This is a genomic window from Halomonas sp. H10-59 (genome assembly GCF_040070555.1).
In the GTDB taxonomy this organism is placed as follows: Bacteria; Pseudomonadota; Gammaproteobacteria; order Pseudomonadales; family Halomonadaceae; genus Halomonas; species Halomonas litopenaei.
Window position 1 is genome coordinate 50,524 of record NZ_CP098828.1, and the last position, 18,533, is coordinate 69,056.

19 protein-coding genes are annotated in these 18,533 nt (G+C 63.9%); 13 read left to right on the top strand and 6 right to left on the bottom strand.

Annotation, left to right across the window (positions count from 1 at the left end):
* Positions 1–24: 24 nt before the first annotated feature.
* The 10 genes from NFG57_RS00210 (at position 25) to ruvX (ending at position 9,283) form a co-directional block, all read left to right on the top strand.
* The gene (locus NFG57_RS00210) at positions 25–1,041 is read left to right on the top strand and encodes a TRAP transporter substrate-binding protein (RefSeq protein ID WP_083970693.1); all 1,017 of its coding nucleotides are present in this window, start codon (positions 25–27) and stop codon (positions 1,039–1,041) included.
* 72 nt (positions 1,042–1,113) lie between these two features.
* The gene (locus NFG57_RS00215; protein WP_045995214.1) at positions 1,114–1,617 is read left to right on the top strand and encodes a TRAP transporter small permease; all 504 of its coding nucleotides are present in this window, start codon (positions 1,114–1,116) and stop codon (positions 1,615–1,617) included.
* Between the two features lie 7 nt (positions 1,618–1,624).
* On the top strand, positions 1,625–2,887 hold the full coding sequence (locus NFG57_RS00220; protein ID WP_052704569.1) for a TRAP transporter large permease: 1,263 nt from the start codon (positions 1,625–1,627) through the stop codon (positions 2,885–2,887).
* Positions 2,888–2,901: 14 nt separating this feature from the next.
* A complete protein-coding gene (araD1, locus tag NFG57_RS00225; RefSeq protein WP_348815122.1) occupies positions 2,902–3,891 on the top strand; it encodes an AraD1 family protein in 990 nt (329 codons plus the stop codon).
* A 22-nt stretch (positions 3,892–3,913) separates the two neighbouring features.
* Positions 3,914–5,494 (top strand): aldehyde dehydrogenase (NADP(+)), encoded by a 1,581-nt coding sequence (locus NFG57_RS00230; RefSeq protein WP_124804517.1) that lies wholly within the window; start codon positions 3,914–3,916, stop codon positions 5,492–5,494.
* 146 nt (positions 5,495–5,640) lie between these two features.
* Positions 5,641–5,985 (top strand): hypothetical protein, encoded by a 345-nt coding sequence (locus tag NFG57_RS00235; RefSeq protein ID WP_083970522.1) that lies wholly within the window; start codon positions 5,641–5,643, stop codon positions 5,983–5,985.
* A 381-nt stretch (positions 5,986–6,366) separates the two neighbouring features.
* Positions 6,367–7,026: a S1-like domain-containing RNA-binding protein gene (locus NFG57_RS00240; RefSeq protein ID WP_045993845.1), complete on the top strand. Its 660-nt coding sequence runs from the start codon at positions 6,367–6,369 to the stop codon at positions 7,024–7,026.
* Between the two features lie 127 nt (positions 7,027–7,153).
* A complete protein-coding gene (gene gshB, locus NFG57_RS00245) occupies positions 7,154–8,119 on the top strand; it encodes a glutathione synthase (protein WP_045993846.1) in 966 nt (321 codons plus the stop codon).
* A 151-nt stretch (positions 8,120–8,270) separates the two neighbouring features.
* Complete coding sequence (locus NFG57_RS00250; protein ID WP_045993847.1) at positions 8,271–8,828, top strand: YqgE/AlgH family protein; 558 nt, start codon at positions 8,271–8,273, stop codon at positions 8,826–8,828.
* A complete protein-coding gene (gene ruvX / locus NFG57_RS00255; protein ID WP_045993848.1) occupies positions 8,828–9,283 on the top strand; it encodes a Holliday junction resolvase RuvX in 456 nt (151 codons plus the stop codon). The genes NFG57_RS00250 and ruvX overlap by 1 nt, the downstream gene beginning before the upstream one ends.
* 92 nt (positions 9,284–9,375) lie before the next feature.
* Here the strand turns inward: ruvX and NFG57_RS00260 are convergent, their stop codons facing one another.
* Entirely contained in the window at positions 9,376–10,698 is a 1,323-nt protein-coding gene (locus NFG57_RS00260; RefSeq protein WP_348815123.1) for an APC family permease, read from the bottom strand.
* 97 nt (positions 10,699–10,795) lie between these two features.
* Positions 10,796–11,608, bottom strand: a complete 813-nt coding sequence (locus NFG57_RS00265; protein ID WP_045993850.1) for a carbon-nitrogen hydrolase family protein — start codon at positions 11,606–11,608, stop codon at positions 10,796–10,798.
* Between the two features lie 116 nt (positions 11,609–11,724).
* Between NFG57_RS00265 and NFG57_RS00270 the strand changes: the two genes are divergently transcribed.
* On the top strand, positions 11,725–12,531 hold the full coding sequence (locus NFG57_RS00270; protein WP_348815124.1) for a helix-turn-helix transcriptional regulator: 807 nt from the start codon (positions 11,725–11,727) through the stop codon (positions 12,529–12,531).
* 43 nt (positions 12,532–12,574) lie between these two features.
* Here NFG57_RS00270 and pyrB read toward each other — a convergent pair whose 3' ends face one another.
* Positions 12,575–13,603, bottom strand: a complete 1,029-nt coding sequence (gene pyrB, locus NFG57_RS00275) for an aspartate carbamoyltransferase (RefSeq protein WP_124804516.1) — start codon at positions 13,601–13,603, stop codon at positions 12,575–12,577.
* A gap of 273 nt (positions 13,604–13,876) precedes the next feature.
* Here pyrB and NFG57_RS00280 point away from each other — a divergent pair, with 273 nt between their 5' ends.
* Together NFG57_RS00280 and NFG57_RS00285 are read left to right on the top strand one after the other, a co-directional pair.
* On the top strand, positions 13,877–14,773 hold the full coding sequence (locus NFG57_RS00280; RefSeq protein WP_205254706.1) for a PhzF family phenazine biosynthesis protein: 897 nt from the start codon (positions 13,877–13,879) through the stop codon (positions 14,771–14,773).
* Between the two features lie 78 nt (positions 14,774–14,851).
* A complete protein-coding gene (locus tag NFG57_RS00285; protein ID WP_045993854.1) occupies positions 14,852–15,256 on the top strand; it encodes a hypothetical protein in 405 nt (134 codons plus the stop codon).
* Positions 15,257–15,344: 88 nt separating this feature from the next.
* Here the strand turns inward: NFG57_RS00285 and NFG57_RS00290 are convergent, their stop codons facing one another.
* The 3 genes from NFG57_RS00290 to NFG57_RS00300 all read right to left on the bottom strand — a co-directional run bounded on the left by NFG57_RS00290 (position 15,345) and on the right by NFG57_RS00300 (position 18,507).
* A complete protein-coding gene (locus NFG57_RS00290; protein ID WP_108131897.1) occupies positions 15,345–16,553 on the bottom strand; it encodes a multidrug effflux MFS transporter in 1,209 nt (402 codons plus the stop codon).
* A gap of 150 nt (positions 16,554–16,703) precedes the next feature.
* Positions 16,704–17,339, bottom strand: coding sequence for a maleylacetoacetate isomerase (maiA, locus tag NFG57_RS00295; RefSeq protein ID WP_045993880.1), 636 nt, complete (start codon positions 17,337–17,339; stop codon positions 16,704–16,706).
* A 145-nt stretch (positions 17,340–17,484) separates the two neighbouring features.
* Positions 17,485–18,507, bottom strand: coding sequence for a fumarylacetoacetate hydrolase family protein (locus NFG57_RS00300; protein ID WP_222568032.1), 1,023 nt, complete (start codon positions 18,505–18,507; stop codon positions 17,485–17,487).
* Positions 18,508–18,533: the final 26 nt, after the last annotated feature.

Below are 18,533 nucleotides of genomic sequence, written 5' to 3' on the forward strand. Positions count from 1 at the left end.
AAAACAGCGACAACAGGTGACTCGATGAAACAAGCAAAAGCATTATTGACCGCTGCAACCTTTACGCTTTCAACAGGCGCCATGGTGTTTGCCGCTGGTACCGCTCACGCAGCGACCACGCTGCGACTTGGCCACACTTTCAATCCTGGTGAAGCTAGCTATGAATTGCTGGGTGAGCTGGGCGAACGGGTAGAAGAAAGGACCGATGGCGAGCTCAAGATTCAGGTCTTCCCGAGTGAGCAGCTAGGTTCCGAGGTACAGCTGCTCCAGCAGTCCAAGAACGGCTCCATCGACATTGTCGTGCCAGGGTACTCCGGTGCCAGTACGCTTCTCCCCGCCATGGAGATTTCAAACGCGCCTTTCATCTTCCAGAGCTGGGATGAAGCAAGACATATCCTCGAGGGGGAGGCCTATCAGCCGATCTTTGACGAGCTGAAGGAGCAGCATAACCTGGTACCTCTGGCAAAGACCTGGTACTGGGGCTGGCGCAACCTCACCTTCAACGGTGATGAGGTGCATAGCGTCGAGGATATGAAGGGCCTCAAGGTGCGCGTGCCCGAGTCGCCGGCGTGGGTAGAAATGGTAAAAGCCTTCGACGCCTCACCCACCCCGATTCCGTTCAGCGAGGTCTACCTGGCGCTCCAGCAGGGGACTGTCGATGGACAGGAGAATCCGATTCCCACCATCTATTCCCGCAAGTTCTATGAAGTTCAGGATCAACTGGTCATGAGCAGGCATATGCTGCAGAGCCAGGTTGTCCTGATGAACTCGCAGAAGTTCGAGTCACTGTCAGAAAGCCATCAGGAAATTCTCCAAGAGGTCGTTCAAGAGCTTGCCCAGGAGAACTACGAGCTGCAGACCGAGCGTGAAGGTTCCATGCTCGAAGAGCTTCGTGCGGGTGGCAACATCAACGTCATCGAAGATATCGACCGTGCCTCCTTCGAGGAAGCCGCAGTGCAAGCCAGGGAAAACCTGGTCGATCGCTGGGGTGAAGAAGACTATCGTCGCGTCATGACCGCGATTGAAAACTATCGCAACTAACTACTGCTACCTCCCGCCTTGCCTCGCCGAGTTGACGCGCAGGGCAAGGCGGCGATTGGTCAATGGTGATACATGACTAGTTTTCTCGTAAAAGTGAACAGCGGTCTGCTTGCGACCGAGAAGGTGTCCATCGGCGTGATCCTCGGTGTGATGGCACTGCTTCTCACACTGGGGGTGGCATTTCGATACATTCTTGGTGCTCCCTTTGTATGGAGCGAAAGTGTGTCGAAACTATTGATTGTCTGGCTGACATTTGTCGGAACCAGTGTGGCTTTTGCTGAAAAGCAGCATATCACCGTAGATTCAGTGGTAGCTGCGATGCCGAGAAGCATAAGAAGTGTGGTACATACCCTGGTGCTCGTCCTTTCTATCGTGATTCTTGGCGCCATGGCGTTCCTCGGATACGAGTACTGTCAGACGGTTGCCAGCAGTACCTCTCCTATTCTGGGTATCTCGCTTGCCTGGTTCGCCTATGCGATGCCGATATTCTTTGTGTTCAGTGTTTTTCATTTAATGGTGAACGCTGTGGTCGAATGCTCTTTCAATGCATTCGAAACCGACATGGAAAATGTATAGGTGTGAAATGCTGATTATTATACTCGCTATACTTTTTTCCCTGATCCTCCTTGGTATGCCGATCGCCCTGGCGATGCTCGGCGCCTCTGTCGTATCCATTATTTCTCTGGATATTCCGCTGAATGTTCTGGCTCAGCGGGTTTCTTCCGGGGTCGAATCCTTTCCACTGTTGGCAATACCGCTGTTCATGCTCGCCGGCGGCATCATGAACAAGAGTGGCATCAGCGAACGGCTTTTTGACTTTACACGGTCGCTGGTAGGCCACTTGAGAGGCGGGCTCGCCCACGTCAACGTTCTTTCCAGCGTCTTGATGGCGGGCATTTCCGGGTCTTCTCTTGCCGACTGTGCAGCCACCACGCGGGTCATGGTCCCGCAGATGGAGCGAAACGGCTACGATCGGGGGTTCTCGGTTGCGCTGACCGCCTCTTCTGCCACGCTGTCGCCGATCATTCCGCCTTCGATCCTGATGGTGGTGTACGGCTGGCAGGCCAATATCTCCATCGGCGATCTTTTCATTGCGGGCATCTTGCCAGGCCTTCTGATCGCCCTGCTGCTGACCCTTCTTATCACCGGTATCAGCGTCGTCAAGCAATACCCGAAGGATGAAGGCTTCCAACGTTCTCGCGTGGCCAGCTACTTCAAGAAGTCGGTATGGGCGCTACTGATGCCCGTGCTGATCATCGTCGGCTTTCGGATGGGGATCTTTACGGTTACCGAAGTTGCCGCTGTCGCTGTCGCGTATTCCTTCTTCGTCGGAAAGTTTGTCTACAAGACATTAAGCTGGAAGGATATGGGCGGGCTTCTTGTTTCAACATCTCGTGAAGCTGCTTCCATCCTGATTATTATCGCTGCCTCGGCCCCCTTGGCCTGGTCGCTGAGCATTCTGCAAGCGCCGCAGGAGGTGGTTACATGGATTACAGGGCTGACTGACGATCCGTTGATGGTGCTGTTGCTGCTTAACCTTGCATTGCTGGTTATCGGCATGTTCATGGAAACCATCGCCGTGATCATCGTCCTCGTTCCGATCTTGATTCCGCTGCTGAACGCTCTGGATATCAGTCTCGTCCATTTCGGCGTCATCATGCTCTTCAATCTCTTGATCGGGCAGATCACTCCGCCTCTCGGGGTGCTGATGTTCGTGAGCTGTAATATCGCCAGGCTGAACACCTTGCAATTCCTGAGGTCCTCGCTTCCCTTCTTCCTGGTGCTGCTGCTTGCGCTGCTGGTTATTACTTATATTCCTGGCTTGTCCCTTGCGTTTATTAATTAACAAGGTAGATATTCATGCATATTGTACAAGTGGTAAACGATAGTAATGAGGTCGTTGCGGCTATCGTCAACGGCGATGAGCTTGAACTGCTGGCACAGCCTCTCTACACCATTGCGCTTCATGCGGCGAACCAGGAGCGTAAGCTGGACGCTGTGCTGTCCGAATTTCGCACGGATGCCACCCTGTCCTACGACAAGGCCATCAGCGAGGGCCGTCTTCGCGCACCGATCACCCACCCCGAGCCTGCCAACCTGCTGTTGACCGGGACCGGTCTGACCCATCTTGGCAGCGCGGCTCCGCGTAGCCAGATGCATGAAGGCGAGAACGTCGAGGCGAAGACGGCACAGCCCACCGATACTCAGCGTATGTTTGACCTGGGTGTCGCCGGAGGGAAGCCCGCAGCAGGCGAGGTCGGTGCGCAGCCTGAATGGTTCTACAAGGGCACGGGTCATACGCTACGCGCCCCTTTTGCCGAGATCACGATGCCGGACTTCGCCCTGGATGGTGGGGAAGAAGCCGAGCTTGCCGGGATTTACATCGTCAATGACCAAGGCCGAATCTTCAGAGTCGGCTTCTCCCTGGCAAACGAGTTTTCCGATCATGTAACGGAAAAACAGAACTACCTGTATCTGGCGCATTCAAAACTGCGCGATTGCAGCATCGGTCCCGAGATTTTCGTTGGCGAACTCCCCGAGGAGATCAAGGGAAAAGTGTCATTGCATCGGGGTGGCGAACAGCTTTGGCATCGCCCCTTCATGAGCGGTGAAAAGCACATGTGTCATTCGGTGAGTAACCTTGAATACCACCACTTCAAGTATGCAACCTTTTGTCAGCCGAACCAGTTGCATGTTCACTTCTTTGGCGCCGCGGTACTGAGCTTCGGTGATGATATTGCCCTTGAAGATGGTGATGAAATGCGTATCGAGTGTGATATCACCACGCGCCCGTTGAGCAATGTGCTGAAGCGCGTGTCAGCTTCAAAGCCGGTAATCGATTCGCTTTAAGGCAAATTTTCAAGGAGTTTTTATGTATTCATTGGAAGGAAAGCAGCTGATCGGCAGCCAGGCCATCGAGGCCAAGGGCGAGCCCATCCACGCCGTCAATCCGGCCACCGGCGAGACCCTCGAGCCTGGCTACAAGGCAGGTTCCAAGGCTGAGGTCGAGCGCGCCTGCGAACTGGCCTGGGCGGCCTTCGATAGCTACCGCGAAACCGGCCTCGAGGCCCGTGCGACCTTTCTCGAGACCATTGCCGAGGAGATCGAGGCGCTCGGTGATGCCCTGATCGAGCGGGCCATGCAGGAGTCCGGCCTGCCCCAGGCACGTCTGCAGGGCGAGCGCGGCCGTACCTGCGGCCAGCTGCGCCTGTTCGCCTCGGTGGTGCGCGCCGGCGAATGGCTCGACGTGCGGCACGATCCGGCCCTGCCGGACCGTGAACCGATGCCGCGGGTCGACCTGCGCCAGCGCCACATCGCGCTGGGTCCGGTGGCGGTGTTCGGCGCCTCCAACTTCCCGCTGGCGTTCTCGGTGGCCGGCGGCGACACTGCCTCAGCTCTGGCCGCCGGCTGCCCGGTGGTGGTCAAGGCCCACTCGGCCCACCCCGGCACCTCGGAGCTGGTCGGCCGTGCGCTGCAGAAGGCGGTGGCTCGCTGCGAACTGCCGGAAGGCGTGTTCTCGCTGCTGTTCGGCTCTGGTCGCGAGGTCGGCCAGGGCCTGGTCAGCGACGCGCGGATCAAGGCGGTGGGCTTCACCGGCTCGCGCAGCGGTGGCACCGCCCTGATGAAGACAGCCCAGGCGCGTCCCGAGCCGATCCCGGTGTACGCCGAGATGAGCTCGATCAATCCGGTGTTCCTGCTGCCCGAGGCGCTCAAGGCCCGTGGCAAGGAACTGGGCGAGGCCTTCGTCGGCTCGCTGACCATGGGGGCCGGTCAGTTCTGCACCAACCCGGGGCTGGTGATCGCGGTCAAGGGCGAGGCGCTCGACGGCTTCGTCGAGGCCGCCGCCGAAGCGGTCAAGGGTGCCGGCGCACAGACCATGCTGACGCCGGGCATCCACGACGCCTACACCCAGGGCGTCAACACCCTGGGCGGCAGCGACAAGGCCCGTGAAGTGGCGCGCGGCCCCCAGGGCGACGGACCCAACCAGTGCCAGGCCGGCCTGTTCGTGGCCAAGGCCAGCGACTTCCTCAATGATGAGGCGCTGCAGGCCGAAGTGTTCGGTTCGACCTCGCTGGTGGTCGAGTGTGCCGACCTGGACGAGGTCAAGGCACTGGCCGAGGGTCTCGAGGGGCAGCTGACCGCGACCCTGCAGATGGACGACGGCGACATCGACGCGGCCCGTGGCCTGCTGCCGATCCTCGAGCGGCGTGCCGGTCGGGTGATGGCCAACGGCTGGCCCACCGGGGTCGAGGTGTGCCACGCCATGGTCCACGGTGGCCCCTATCCGGCCACCTCGGACTCGCGCACCACCTCGGTCGGCAGCGCCGCCATTTACCGCTTCCTGCGCCCGGTGTGCTATCAGAACCTGCCGGACGCCCTGCTGCCGCAGGCGCTCAAGGACGGCAATCCGCTGAACGTCAGCCGCCTGGTGGATGGCAAGCGCGAGAGCTGAGCCTTTCCCATCAGTCGCTGTCGATGAAGAAAATCACCGTCATTGAGGTGAGCGCCGGGCACGCAGATCGAGTAGCTTGTAAGGGATAGCGTCTACCCCACTACCCTGAAATGGGTATTCCTGCCCGCTGATGAAGGAGAAGGATGATGGCGAGACGTCGTGCAGCCTCCCCGATGGCTCAATGGGGTACGCCCCTTGGCTACTGGATGATGGGGATGAAGATGACCCAGATGCTGGTCGAGGCCCAGATGGTGATCGGCATGCGACTGATGGGGATGAAAGGGTTCTGGTCGGTGGCTCCCGGCGAGGACCTGCGCATGGTCACCGAGAAGATGACGGCCTTTACCCAGGCCGCCATGGCCGCCCAGCGGGCGGCGATCAGTGGCCGCAGCCCCGACCAGGTGCTGACGGCGGCGATCAAACCCTTGGGGCGCAAGACATCCTCCAACACCCGGCGGTTGAGCAAGCGAGGGCCGAGCTGGCCGACCTGAGCGTCGTTTCACCGGCGTTCGTCCCAAAGGCAGGGTACAGGCCGTCTGTGGACCTGACCTTGTGGGTGTGAGCTTGCGGGTGTGGGCTTGCATGCGTCAGCTTGCAGGCGTCAGCAAGGCAAGTGCCGCGGGCTATATCATATGCCCGCGGCAGTCGCCATAATGGGGCTGCACATTCTTGTGGAACCCCTCCCCATGTCAGATTCCCGCCGTCGTGGTACACCACCGCGCTCCAGCAATGACAAGCCGTCTTCGCATCGCTCTTCGAACAGCGCCTCGAACGACGCTGCGAACAGCCGTTCTCGAAGTGCTGCCGGCAAGTCCTCGCGGTCGACCTCGTCGGGACGATCTCGTCAGGGCCACGGCTCACCCAAGGTCGCCATGGGCGAGGTGGCGGATCTGCGGGTGGTGCAGGTCACCGACTTCGGCGCCTTTCTCGACTGGGGCCACGAGCGTGACCTGCTGCTGCCACTCAGCGAACAGCGCCTGACGCCGGCCGTGGGCCGGCGCGTACTGGTCAAGGTCAGCGAGGACCGCAGTGGACGGCCGGTGGCTTCCCAGCGTCTCGAGCGCTACATCACCGATCACAGCGATGATCATCGCGCCGGCGATGAGGTCGCCCTGGTCATCGCCGACACCACCGACCTGGGGGTCAAGGCGGTGGTCGATCACCGCTGCTGGGGGCTGATCTATCACGATGAGATCAGCCGCCCGCTGCGCCGCGGCCAGCGCCTGACCGGCTACGTCAAGCGGGTGCGCGAGGATGGCCGGCTGGACTTGTCGCTGCTGCCGCCGGGCTCGGCCCGTCTGGACGTGGTCGGCGAACAGGTGCTCAAGGCACTGCGCGACGCTGGCGGCTACCTGCCGCTGTCGGACAAGAGTCAGGCCGCCGAGATCAAGGCGCGCCTGGGCGTCAGCAAGAATGCCTACAAGCAGGCCATCGGTCGGCTCTACAAGCGACGCCTGATCATCATCGAGGACAGCGGGGTGCGCCTGGCGCCCAGGGACGCTGGCACCACCACGACCGATGACAGCGCTTGAGGTAGTGCGCTGGACGGCGGAAAGGCGCCTTGCAGGTTTAAGAGGAGTGTCGACAGCGACTGACCTTGGTGGTGCCTGGGGTGTCGGGCATACTTGACGGCATCAACCGCTAGCGGACGACCCCCGAATGACCAATCGCCCCCTTCGTGTCGGCGTGGTGATGGACCCCATCGACCAGCTGACCTACAAGAAAGACACCAGTCTCGCCATGCTGTGGTCCGCTCAGGATCGCGGCTGGTCGCTTTCCTACATGGAACAGGAAGACCTGTTCCTCAAGGAAGGCCGTGCCTATGCCCACCAGCGCCCGCTGCAGGTCCACCGCGACCCGCAGCACTGGTTCGACCTGGGCGAGGTCGAGTCGCGGCCGCTGGCGGAGCTCGACGTCATCCTGATGCGCAAGGACCCGCCGGTGGATGGCCACTTCCTCAACGCCGTGCATCTGCTGGCCTTCGCCGAGCGCGAGGGCGTGCTGGTGGTCAACCCGACCCGGCCGCTGTTCGAGTGCAACGAAAAGCTGTTCGCCCAGCAGTTCCCGCAGTGCTGCACACCGACCCTGGTGTCCTGTCGCGACAGCGAGATCCGCGCCTTCCAGGCCGAGCACGGCGACGTCATCTTGAAGCCGCTGGACGGCATGGGTGGCAGCGGCATCTTCCACATCGGCCCCGAGGGGCGGAACCTGGGGGCGGTGATCGAGACCCTGACCGAACGCGGCCGGCGCCAGATCATGGCTCAGCGCTTTCTGCCGGAGATCAAGGACGGCGACACCCGTATCCTGCTGGTGGACGGCGAGCCGGTGCCCTTTGGTCTGGCGCGGATCCCGTCCGCCGGCGAGACCCGCGGCAACCTGGCCGCCGGCGGTCGCGGCGTCAGCCGCGAGCTGACCGATCGCGACTACTGGCTGGTCGAGCAGGTCAAGCCGGTGATCAAGGAGAAGGGCCTGATGTTCGTCGGGCTCGACGTGATCGGTGACTACATCACCGAGATCAATGTCACCAGCCCGACCTGCGTGCGCGAGATCGATGACCAGCGCGGCACAGACATCGCAGGCCTGCTGATGGACGCCATCGAGCGTCGCCTGGCGGCGCGCGGCTAGACCGTCGATCACGTCGAGTTTTCCCCACAGTCACTGAGCGCCATGCCCCCGGATGGTACACTGGGGGCATCCTGCCGGGCCGTCGGGGCGACGACTCGCCCTGAGGCCTGGCCACGCATCTGGACGGCGCGCAAGACCGCCTGGGAGTCACATGCAAAGCTTGAAGAACCATTTCTTGATGGCCATGCCCCATCTGGAAGACCCGAACTTCGCCGGGACGCTCAGCTACCTGTGCGACCACGACGAGAACGGCACCATGGGCGTGATCGTCAACAAGCCCACCGATCTGACCCTCGACGCCCTGTTCGAACAGCTCGAGATCAGCGTGGAAGAAGCGGCCAACGCCCAGGCCCCGGTGTACTACGGTGGCCCGGTGCACAAGGATCGCGGCTTTATCCTGCACTCGGGCTCCGCCGAACCCTGGGATTCGAGCATCCAGGTCACCGACGATATCGCCCTGACCACCTCCATGGACATGCTCCAGGCGCTGGCCAAGGGCGAGGGCCCCGAGCGCTTTCTGGTGTGCCTGGGCTGCGCCGGCTGGGAGTCCGGTCAGCTCGAGAACGAGCTGATGGACAACGCTTGGCTGACCGTGGAAGGCCGCGCCAACGTGCTGTTCGAGACGCCGCCGGAGCAGCGCCTGTCGGCCAGCGCCGGGATCCTCGGCATCGACTTGAACCTGATGACCCGCGAGGCCGGGCACGGCTGATGGCCAGTCGTAAGCGTGAGCCGGGCGAGCGCTTGATCCTGGCCTTCGACTTCGGCACCCGGCGCATCGGCGTATCGGTGGGCAACGAGCTGTTGCGCAGCGCCAGGGAGCTCGAGCCGCTGCCGGCCCGGGATGGCATTCCCGATTGGCAACGGGTGAGCGCGCTGGTCGAGGAGTGGCAGCCCGACCGTTTTGTGGTCGGCCTGCCGCTCAACATGGACGGCAGCGAGAGCGAGATGAGCACCCGCGCGCGCAAATTCGGCAAGCGGCTGTTTGGCCGCTACGGGGTCGAGTGCGAGATGTTCGACGAGCGCGGCACCACCCGGGAGGCCAAGGCCATCGCCCGGGAGCAGGGACACGGGGGAAATTACCGCAAGGAAAGCGTCGATGGCATCGCCGCGGTGCTGATCCTGGAAGGCTTCTTTGCCCGGGAGGAAGGGTTGCCGAGCCGCTGAGGTTGCCACTGTTGCACCGAACTTGTGAAGCACCAAAAAAAGCCCGAGGCCATGGCCTCGGGCTTTTTTCGGGGCAATCGACCCAGGCAGGTTCAACCCTCCAGGCTTAGCTCCGGTGTCGCCTGGCGGAAGCCGCGGGTCAGCCAGGCCAGCCACGCCAGGCCGCAGGCCAGCCAGATCCCGCCCAGCATCAGTGCGGAGCGGTCCAGGCTGGCCATCAGCCACAGGATGGCCAGCAGACCGATGGTCGGCGCGACGAGGAAGTACAGGCTGTCGGCCAGGCCGCGTCGGCCCTGCTTGATGTAGTAGTGGGCGATTACCGACAGGTTGACCAGGGCGAAGGCCAGGAAGGCCCCGAAGTTGATGAAGGAAGCCGCCGAGAGCACGTCCATGGTCAACGCCAGCAGCGCCACCACGCCGCTGAGTATCAGGCCACCGGTAGGCGTGCCGAAGCGTCCCAGGCGCCCAAGCAGGCGGGTCGACAGGACGCCGTCGCGGCCCATGGCGTAAAGCAGTCGCGAGCCGCTGGCCTGGGCCGCGATGCCGGAGGCAAACTGGCCGACGACCAGGCCGATCAGAAAGATCGAGACGAAGACGTCTCCGCCGATATTGCGGGCGATCTCGTAGGCGGCGGCGTCGGCATTGGCGAACTCGTAGCCCGGCGCGGCGAGCTGCACGAAGTAGGACACCAGGATGAAGATCAGGCCGCCCAGCAGGGTGATCAGCAGGATGGCGCGGGGCAGGGTCCGCTCGGCGTCGCGGGTCTCCTCGGTCAGGGTGGTCACCGCGTCAAAGCCGAGAAAGGAGTAACAGGCGACGGCGGCGCCCGCCATCAGCAGTAGCATCTGGGGGCTGTCGGCGCTGCCGAGGAAGGGCGTCAGGCTCCACAGCGGCTGGCTGGGGTCGCCTAGCACGTAGTGCACCGCCAGGGCGACGAAGGCGGCGATCACCAGCACCTGAACCAGCATCAGCACGCTGTTGACCAGGCTTGCTAGTTTGAGGCCGATGATGTTGATGAAGGTGGTGACCGCGATAAAGGCGATCAGCCACACCGGCACTGGCACGGACGGAAAGGCCGAGTGCAGATAGGCGGCACCGATCAGCCAGATCACCATGGGCAAAAACAGGTAGTCCAGCAGGATGGCCCAGCCGGCCATGAAACCCAGTCGATCGTTGATGGCGTGGCGCACATAGGCGTAGGCGGAGCCGGCCACCGGGTAGGCGCTGGCCATGCGGCCATAGCTGTGGGCGGTGAACAGCATGGCGATCAGTGCCGCCGCGTAGGCGCCGGATACCGCGCCTTCGGAGACCACCGCCAGCACGCCGAAGGTGCCGAGGACGATGATCGGTGTCATGTAGGCAAGGCCGAATAGAACGACCTGCCACAGGCCGAGTTGGGGCTTGGAGTGAGACATCTTGGGGCTCGCGTTATGGTTGTTGGTGATGGACGGTCGGGTCAGGCAACCATGGTCAGGCAATCATGGTCAGGCAATCATGGTCAGGAAAGCCGGGTCAGATGAGGCGGAAGCCGGGGCCTCGTGAGTCGTCGTCGCGCTGAAGGTCCAGCGAGACGCGTCGATCGGCCAGGTAGTCATAGTCTCGCCGGGCACGATTCAATAGCTCGAGGTCGAGCGAGACCAGGTGTACCCCCGCGTCGCGATCGGCCTCGAACAGGGTCTCGCCAAGAGGCGAATACGCTGCGCTGTGGCCGGCGAAGGTCAGGCCGGCGCCCTCACCGCAGCGGTTGGCCATGGCGACAAAGCACTGGTTGTCCTGGGCGCGGGCCTGGGCGGCGCGGGCGTGTACCGGGCCGTAGGGGTCCATGTTGCCGTTGGTCACCAGCATCAGGTCGGTGCCCAGCGCGCCCAGGGCCCGTGCGGTCTCGGGGAATTCGATGTCGTAGCAGATCATCAGCCCCAGGGTCAGCCCGCGCCAGCGGGTGACACCGATGCGCTGGCCCAGGCCGACCAGCTCCCGCTCATCGGGCCACAGGTGGGTCTTGCGATAGGTGAGGGCGATGCCATCTTCCGGGGTGATCAGTAGCGTGGTGTTGTAGACACCATCGGCGGCCCGCTCGAGCAGGCCGATGGCCAGGGCGCAGTCGTGGTCACGGCTGGCCTGGATCAGACGAGCCACCTCCGGGCCATCGAGCGCCAGGGCACGATCGTCGACGTGGTCTTGTTCGGCAAAGCCGCTGAGATGCGTTTCGGGAAAGACCACCAGCGACACCTGGTCGCCGTGGCGTTCCAGGGTGCTCAGGGCGGCGTCCAGGTTGGCCTCGATGTTTCCCTCGATGCCGGGAAGTTGTGCCAGGGCTATCTGCATGGAAGACTCCACAGCCGTTGTTGTCGGTTGGCGTTTTATAGAATGTCAGTATCCTCTATTCACCGAGGCTGCCTATTCCATGGCAGGGTTACCCCCATAGGGTGAGGCGCCGACAGATGTCGCAGAACAGTGAGGAAGGAACCACGGGAATGCTCGAGGCGATGGGCTGGCATCGCGACTTCGCGCGCCTGCTGGCACGCCTGGAAAGTGAAGACTTCTGGGAGGCCGTCAGCCGCACCCTGGCGCGCCACATCGTCTACAACACCTGGGTGGCGCTGGTCTTCCACGCCGACCAGCCGCCGACGATCCTGGCCGAAAGCGACGAGGACGACGGCGCCGATGAAAGCCTGTTCGAGGACTACCAGCGCGGCCTGTATCTGCTGGATCCCTTCTACGTCGCCGCCCGCGACAATGGTCTCGATGGCCTGGTAACGCTGGATGACGTGGCCCCGGCACGGTTCATCGCGACCGAGTACTACCAGCGTTACTTCCGGCGCAATATCGTCAGTGACGAGGTGCAGATCAATCGGTCACTGGGCGCTGGTCGTACCCTGTGCCTGTCGCTGGGTTCCACCCGAACCTTCCTGCACAGCGAAATCGGCCTGCTGCATCTGGTCGAGCCCTGGCTCGGTGAGCTGATGCGACTGCGCATGCACTTCGAGCGCTGCGGCGAGACGCCCGGCCCCCATCCCTGGCATCCGCACCGAGGTGGCGTTGAAGAGACGGCGACCCGCTTCGGGCTGACCGATCGCGAGCGCGAGGTGAGCCAGTTGATGCTGGGCGGCGGGTCGACCAAGGAGATCGCCCGACGCCTGTCCATCTCGGTGGAGACCGTCAGGGTCCACAAGAAGCACCTGTACGCCAAGCTCGGGATCAACACCCAAGCCGAGCTGTTCTCGCGCTTCTGGCAGGAGCGCCCCTGAACCTGTGGCGCCGGTGCCAGGCTCCCGCCCGGCACCGACTCAGCTAGAACTTGGCGTCGTCGACACCGACGCTGCCCGGCACAAACCAGGGCACGTCGCGCAGGTCGCGTTCGATCAGGTGCTCGACCTTGAGCAGGGTGGCGAAGATCGCCATGCGCACCGGAATGCCGTTGTCGGTCTGGCGGAAGATCGCCAGGCGCGGGTCGCCGTTGAGGTCGACGTCCAGATCATTGGCCTCCGGACGGCTGTCCCGGGGCAGCGGGTGCATGATGATGGTGGACGGATTGCAGCGGCTGTCCATGAAGGCGCGGTGGACGGTGAAGTCCCGCGACAGGTTGAAGCCTTCGCTCATCTCGGCGGTGAAGCGCTCCTTCTGGATGCGGGTGGTGTAGACCACGTCGACGTCGGAGAAGTCCCCGGCCAGGCTCTCGCGTACCTCCACGTCCAGGCCCTGGCGGCTGACCCGCTCGATCAGGTGGTTGGGCATCTCGAGCCCCGGCGGCGCCACCAGGGTCACGCGCATGGGCGCGTAGAGCGCCAGCAGCTTGATCAACGAGTGCACCGTACGGCCGTACTTCAGATCGCCGGTCATCAGCACGTGGGCACCCTTGAGGGTCTTGCCCTGGCGGCTGAATTCCTTGTCGATGGTGTAGAAGTCCAGCAGCGCCTGGCTCGGGTGCTCGCCGGGGCCGTCTCCGGCGTTGATCACCGGCACATGGGTGGCGCTGGCGAACTCGGCCACCGAGCCCTGGTCCGGGTGGCGCATGACGATGGCATCGCAGTAGCCGGCCATCACGCGGCTGGTGTCGTAGAGCGATTCGCCCTTGGCCATCGACGAGAAGGTGAAGCCGGTGGTGTCGCAGACGCTGCCGCCGAGCCGCGAGAAGGCGGTGTGGAAGCTGACACGGGTACGGGTGCTGGCCTCGAAGAACAGGTTGCCGAGCACCGCGCCTTCCAGCACCCGGGTGACCTTGCGTCGCTGGGCGACGGGTTCCATGGCGGCCGCCACTCGCATCAGGTGATCGATATCGTCGCGGGACAGGGAGTCGATGGAGAGCAGGTGGGACATCACGGCGGCCTCGGCAGTGGGAACGGGCGCTAGTGTACCGCTGGTGCACACTGAGTTCAGCCTCGAAGAGCGCTTGCCGTGCCCCTCATCAGATTAGGGAGGCCGTAAAGGCGGTGACGGATGCTTGCCAACGCTCTAGCGTTGACTTTGCCGTAGAGGGGTTTGCTCGTTCGCGCGCTGGCAAGGTGGTCGCCGGGGCCTCTATGCTGGAAGGCGCCACCGGTGTCGGGCGCATGTAGCCTGGCCCTGGTCTACCAAGTCCAAGTGGAGCCGCCTATGCTGCCGTCCCTGACCCGCTACTACCTGCTCGATGTGTTCACCGACCAACCGTTCGCCGGGAATCCACTGGCGGTGTTTCTCGACGCCGACGGTATCGCGGGGGAGCGCATGCAGGCCATCGCCAACGAGCTGAACCTGGCCGAGACGGCCTTCGTCGGGCGGGCCCAGGCGAGCCGGCATTTTCCGGTACGTATCTTCACTCCTCACCGCGAGCTGCCGTTTGCCGGCCATCCGAGCATTGGCGTGGCCCATCTGATCGCCGCCCAGGGGCTGGTGCATGCTGGCGAGGTCAGCGCCGATAGCCCGGTCATCCTGGATCTGGCTGGCGGGCCGCTCAAGGTGACCTACGAGGGCGACCTGGCACGCTTCAAGATGGCGCGCGCGCCGGAGGTCGGCACCAGCACGCTGGGCCAGTCCAGCGCAGCGGAGCTGGCCGGGCTCGAGCTCGATGACGTCGCCGCGGACCCGGTCCAGGCCTCCTGCGGATTGCCGTTTCACCTGGTCGAACTGGTCAACGTCCAGGCGCTGGCGCGGCTGGCGCTCGATGGTGAAGCCTGGCAGCGGCATGTGTCACCCAGCGCCGTGGAGCAGGTCTACTTCTATGTGCGCGAGGCCAAGGAATCCGGCGAGATTCACGCTCGCATGTTCTCGCGCCACGCCGGCAGCTTTGTCGAGGACCCCGCCACCGGCAGCGCGGCGGCGGCGCTGGCGGGATTTCTGGGACAGCAGTCGAAGAGCCAGGGCAACAACTGGCGCATCCACCAGGGCGAGGCGATGCACCGCCCAAGCCAGATCCACGCCCGCGCCACCCGCGACGACAAGGACAAGGTCACCGTCGAGATCGCGGGGCAGGCGGTGCTGATGGGCGAGGGTGGTCTCTATCCTCGTGACTGAGGCATCGTCCTTGGTGATCGAGGCGTCACCGAAGCCCGTGCCTTTACCACCCTGTCACTGCACTTTCTGGAGTCTTGCATGACCCGTCATCTTGTTCTGGCCTTTGTCGCCGGCTTTCTCGCTGTATTGTGTTTCCACCAGCCGGTAGTGGGGCTGTTGCACGCCTACGGGGTGATCCCCTTTGCCCCCTATTCCACCTCACCCGCCGCCCCCCTGGGCGTGCCGGCCTGGTTTTCGGCGAGTTTCTGGGGCGGCGTCTGGGGGCTTGTGATGATGCTGGTGTTCGCGCTCAGGCGGATCGATCAGGGGGGCTGGTGGAAGGCAGGGTTGTTCGGCGGCATCGCCCTGACCCTGGTGGCCATGCTGGTGGTGTTCCCGCTCAAGGGGCGCGGCATCGACCCGGCGATCTTCCCCATCGGCTTTATGGTCAACGGCGCCTGGGGCCTCGGCACCTGGATGTTCGTGCGCGCCTGGCGTCAGTAGATGCGCCCTGCTGAAGCGACAGCGGCCCCGTCTGAAAACAGGTGGGGCCGCTGTCGTTAAGGTTCGCGGGTCCCGTAGCGCTTGGTCGTCAGGCCGACGCCGTCTGCGCTTCCAGGGCGCCCTTGTCGGTGACGATAAAGTGGTAGCAGATCAGCGCCAGCACGCCGGACAGGCCGATGGCGATGGCCATGCTGTGGGAGGTGCCGTCGTGGAACTGTCCGACCAGGGCACCGACACCGGCGGCGATGCTCATCTGGATAAAGCCGAACAGCGCCGAGGCCGAGCCGGCACAGTGGGGGTTGGGCGCCAGGGCGCCGCCCATGGTCTGCGGCATGATGATGCCGAAGCCGATCATGTAGGCCATGTGGGGGCCGATGACTGCCCAGGGAGTATGCACCCCGGCCAGCGCGAGCAGTGCCATGGCAGAGCCGCCGAGGGCGGCGATCAGGCTGGCGGCGACCAGCAGCTGGTGACGGCTGCGGCGACGGCTGAGCTTGGCGCTGGTCAGCGAGCCGATGAAGAAACCGAGCACGATGGCGGCGAACAGGTAGCCGTAGACGTCGGGGCTGACCCCCATATAGTCGATCAGCACGAACGACGAACCCGACAGAAAGGCGAACAGGCCGGAGAACGCAGCGGCGTTGGCCAGGGTATAACCGACGAAGTCGCGCTGGCCGAGCAGCGACCTGAAGGTGACGGCGAGAGCCGAGGGCTTGATCGACTGGCGTCGGTCCAGCGGCAGCGGCTCGGGCATCATCGCGATCAGCCCCAGCATGGCGGCGGCGTAGAGCGCCAGCAGCAGGAAGATGGCGTCCCAGCCGAACCACACCAGTAGCCCCGCACCGACCACCGGGGCCAGCGCCGGGGCCAGTGCCATGACGCTGGCCATGTAGGAGAGGATGCGGCTGGCCTCGAAGGGGCCGTGGATGTCGCGCACCGCGGCGCGGCCCAGCACCGGCCCCGCCGAGCCACCCAGGGCCTGGAAGAAGCGCGCCACCAGCAGCGTCTCGATATTCGGCGCGAAGGCGCAGACCAGGCTCGCCAGCAGAAACACCCCCATCCCGAGTGCCAGCACCGGCTTGCGACCGAAGCGATCGGACAGCGGACCGCACAGTAGCTGCGCCATGGCGAAGCCGATCAGATACAGCGACAGGGTCAGCTGGATCTGATCGGCTCCGGTGCCCAGCGCCTCGCGCATGGCTGGCATGGCCGGCAGGTACATGTCGGTGGCCAGCGGGCCCAGGGCGGTCAGCGCCGCCAGCAGGGCCACGGTGGCGCGGGAGGTCGGGTTCAGCACACGCAACTCCTTGGTGTCAGGTACGGTGACGGTCGGGTCAGGGAAAGCGAAGGGAGCGCTTTTCGCGCTCCCTTCGCGGTGTCGATGCTGCTGCTTGGAGGCAAACATCGTTCCGTCAGTGTTTCCTTAGTCGGCTTATTGTAGCCGATCTCATACAGCGTCTGGCTGAACACCCGGTGCCGCCTTGTCGAAGGCCGGCAGCGCTCGCGCTCGCTCCGATACCGCGCGCACTCGCGCAAAGGGCACGAGGTCGCACTCGAAGCGCTCGGCGTTGAACACCTGGGGTATCAGGCAGACGTCGGCCAGGGTCGGCTCATTGCCGACGCAGAAGTCGCCCATGGTGTGCTCAAGCATCGCCTCGACGGCGGTCAGCCCCGTTGCTACCCAGTGGCGGTACCAGGCGAGCCTGGCGTCATCCGATAGTCCGAGTTCGCCGGTCAGGTGCTTGAGCACCCGCAGATTGTTCAGCGGGTGGATCTCGCAGGCGACGGCCTGGGCCAGCGCCCGGATCTTCGCCCGATGCTCGGCGGAGCCGGGCAGCAGCGGCGGTTCGGGGTAGCGCTCGTCGAGGTATTCGCACAGCGCCAGGGATTGGGTCAGCGCCTGTCCCTGGTCGGTGACCAGGGTCGGCACCAGGCCCTGGGGATTGCGCGCCAGATTGTCGGCATCACGCTGCTCGCCCTTGACCAGATTGACCGGGTGATGGTCGAGGGTGATGCCCTTTAGATTGGCGACGATGCGCACGCGATAGGCCGCCGAAGAGCGAAAGTAACCGTAGAGTTGCATGGCAGGTTCCAGAAATTGGCGGGGGCGGGCGCGATGCTCGTGTGGCGGCCCGAGCGGTGGCGGGACGCCCGCCGGGGACGGCGGGCGTCGAGGGCCGAGGTGTCGACGGTGGTGGACGTCCGCCCCAGGACTTGAGGGGGCTGGCTCAGTCCTTGGGTTGGTACTTCACCACCCGCTGGTCGATGGCGCCGAAGATGCTCTGGCCGGCCTTGTCGAACATCTCGATGCGCACCCGGTCACCAAAGCGCAGGAAGGGCGTCTTGCTGTCGCCGTGCAGGATCTTCTCGACCATACGCACCTCAGCCAGGCAGCTGTAGCCGACGCCGCCGTCGGCCACCGGCTTTCCGGGGCCGCCATCCGGGTCCGGATTGGACACGGTGCCGGAGCCGACCACCGCGCCGGCGCCCAGGTAGCGGGTGCGGGCGGCGTGGGCCACCAGTTGCGGGAAGTTGAAGATCATGTCCGGGCCGGACTCGGGCTCGCCGAACTTGTCGCCGTTCAGATGGACCGTCAGCGGTAGGTGCACGCGGCCATCCTTCCACGCCTCGCCCAGCTCGTCCAGGGTGACGCAGATCGGCGAGAAGCTAGAGGCCGGCTTGGCCTGGAAGAAGCCGAAGCCCTTGGCCAGCTCCCCGGGGATCAGGCCGCGCAGACTGACGTCGTTGACCAGCATCAGCAGCTTGATGTGGCCGGCTGCCTGTTCGGGGCTCACCGCCATCGGCACGTCGTCGGTGATCACCGCGATCTCGCCCTCGAAGTCGATGCCGTGGTCTTCGCTGACCGCCTCGATATCGTCATAGGGACCGATGAAGCTGTCGCCGCCGCCCTGGTACATCAGCGGGTCGGTCCAGAAGGTCTCCGGCATCTCGGCGTTGCGCGCCTGGCGCACCAGTTGCACATGGTTGAGATAGGCCGAGCCGTCGGCCCAGTGATAGGTACGCGGCAGCGGCGAGTGCAGCGCTTGAAGATCGAGCTCGAAGGCCTCCTCGGCGGCGCCGTCGTTGAGGCGCTGGTAGATCTCTTCAAGGCGCGGGGCCAGCTCGTCCCAGTCTTCGACGAGCTGTTGCAGGGTGGTGGCAATCTGCGGCACGCGTACGGCGTGGGTCAGGTCGCGGGAGACGACGATCAGCTCGCCGTCGCGTCCGCTCTTGAGGGTGGCCAGTTTCATCAGAGGGTTCCTTGTGGTCAAAGCAG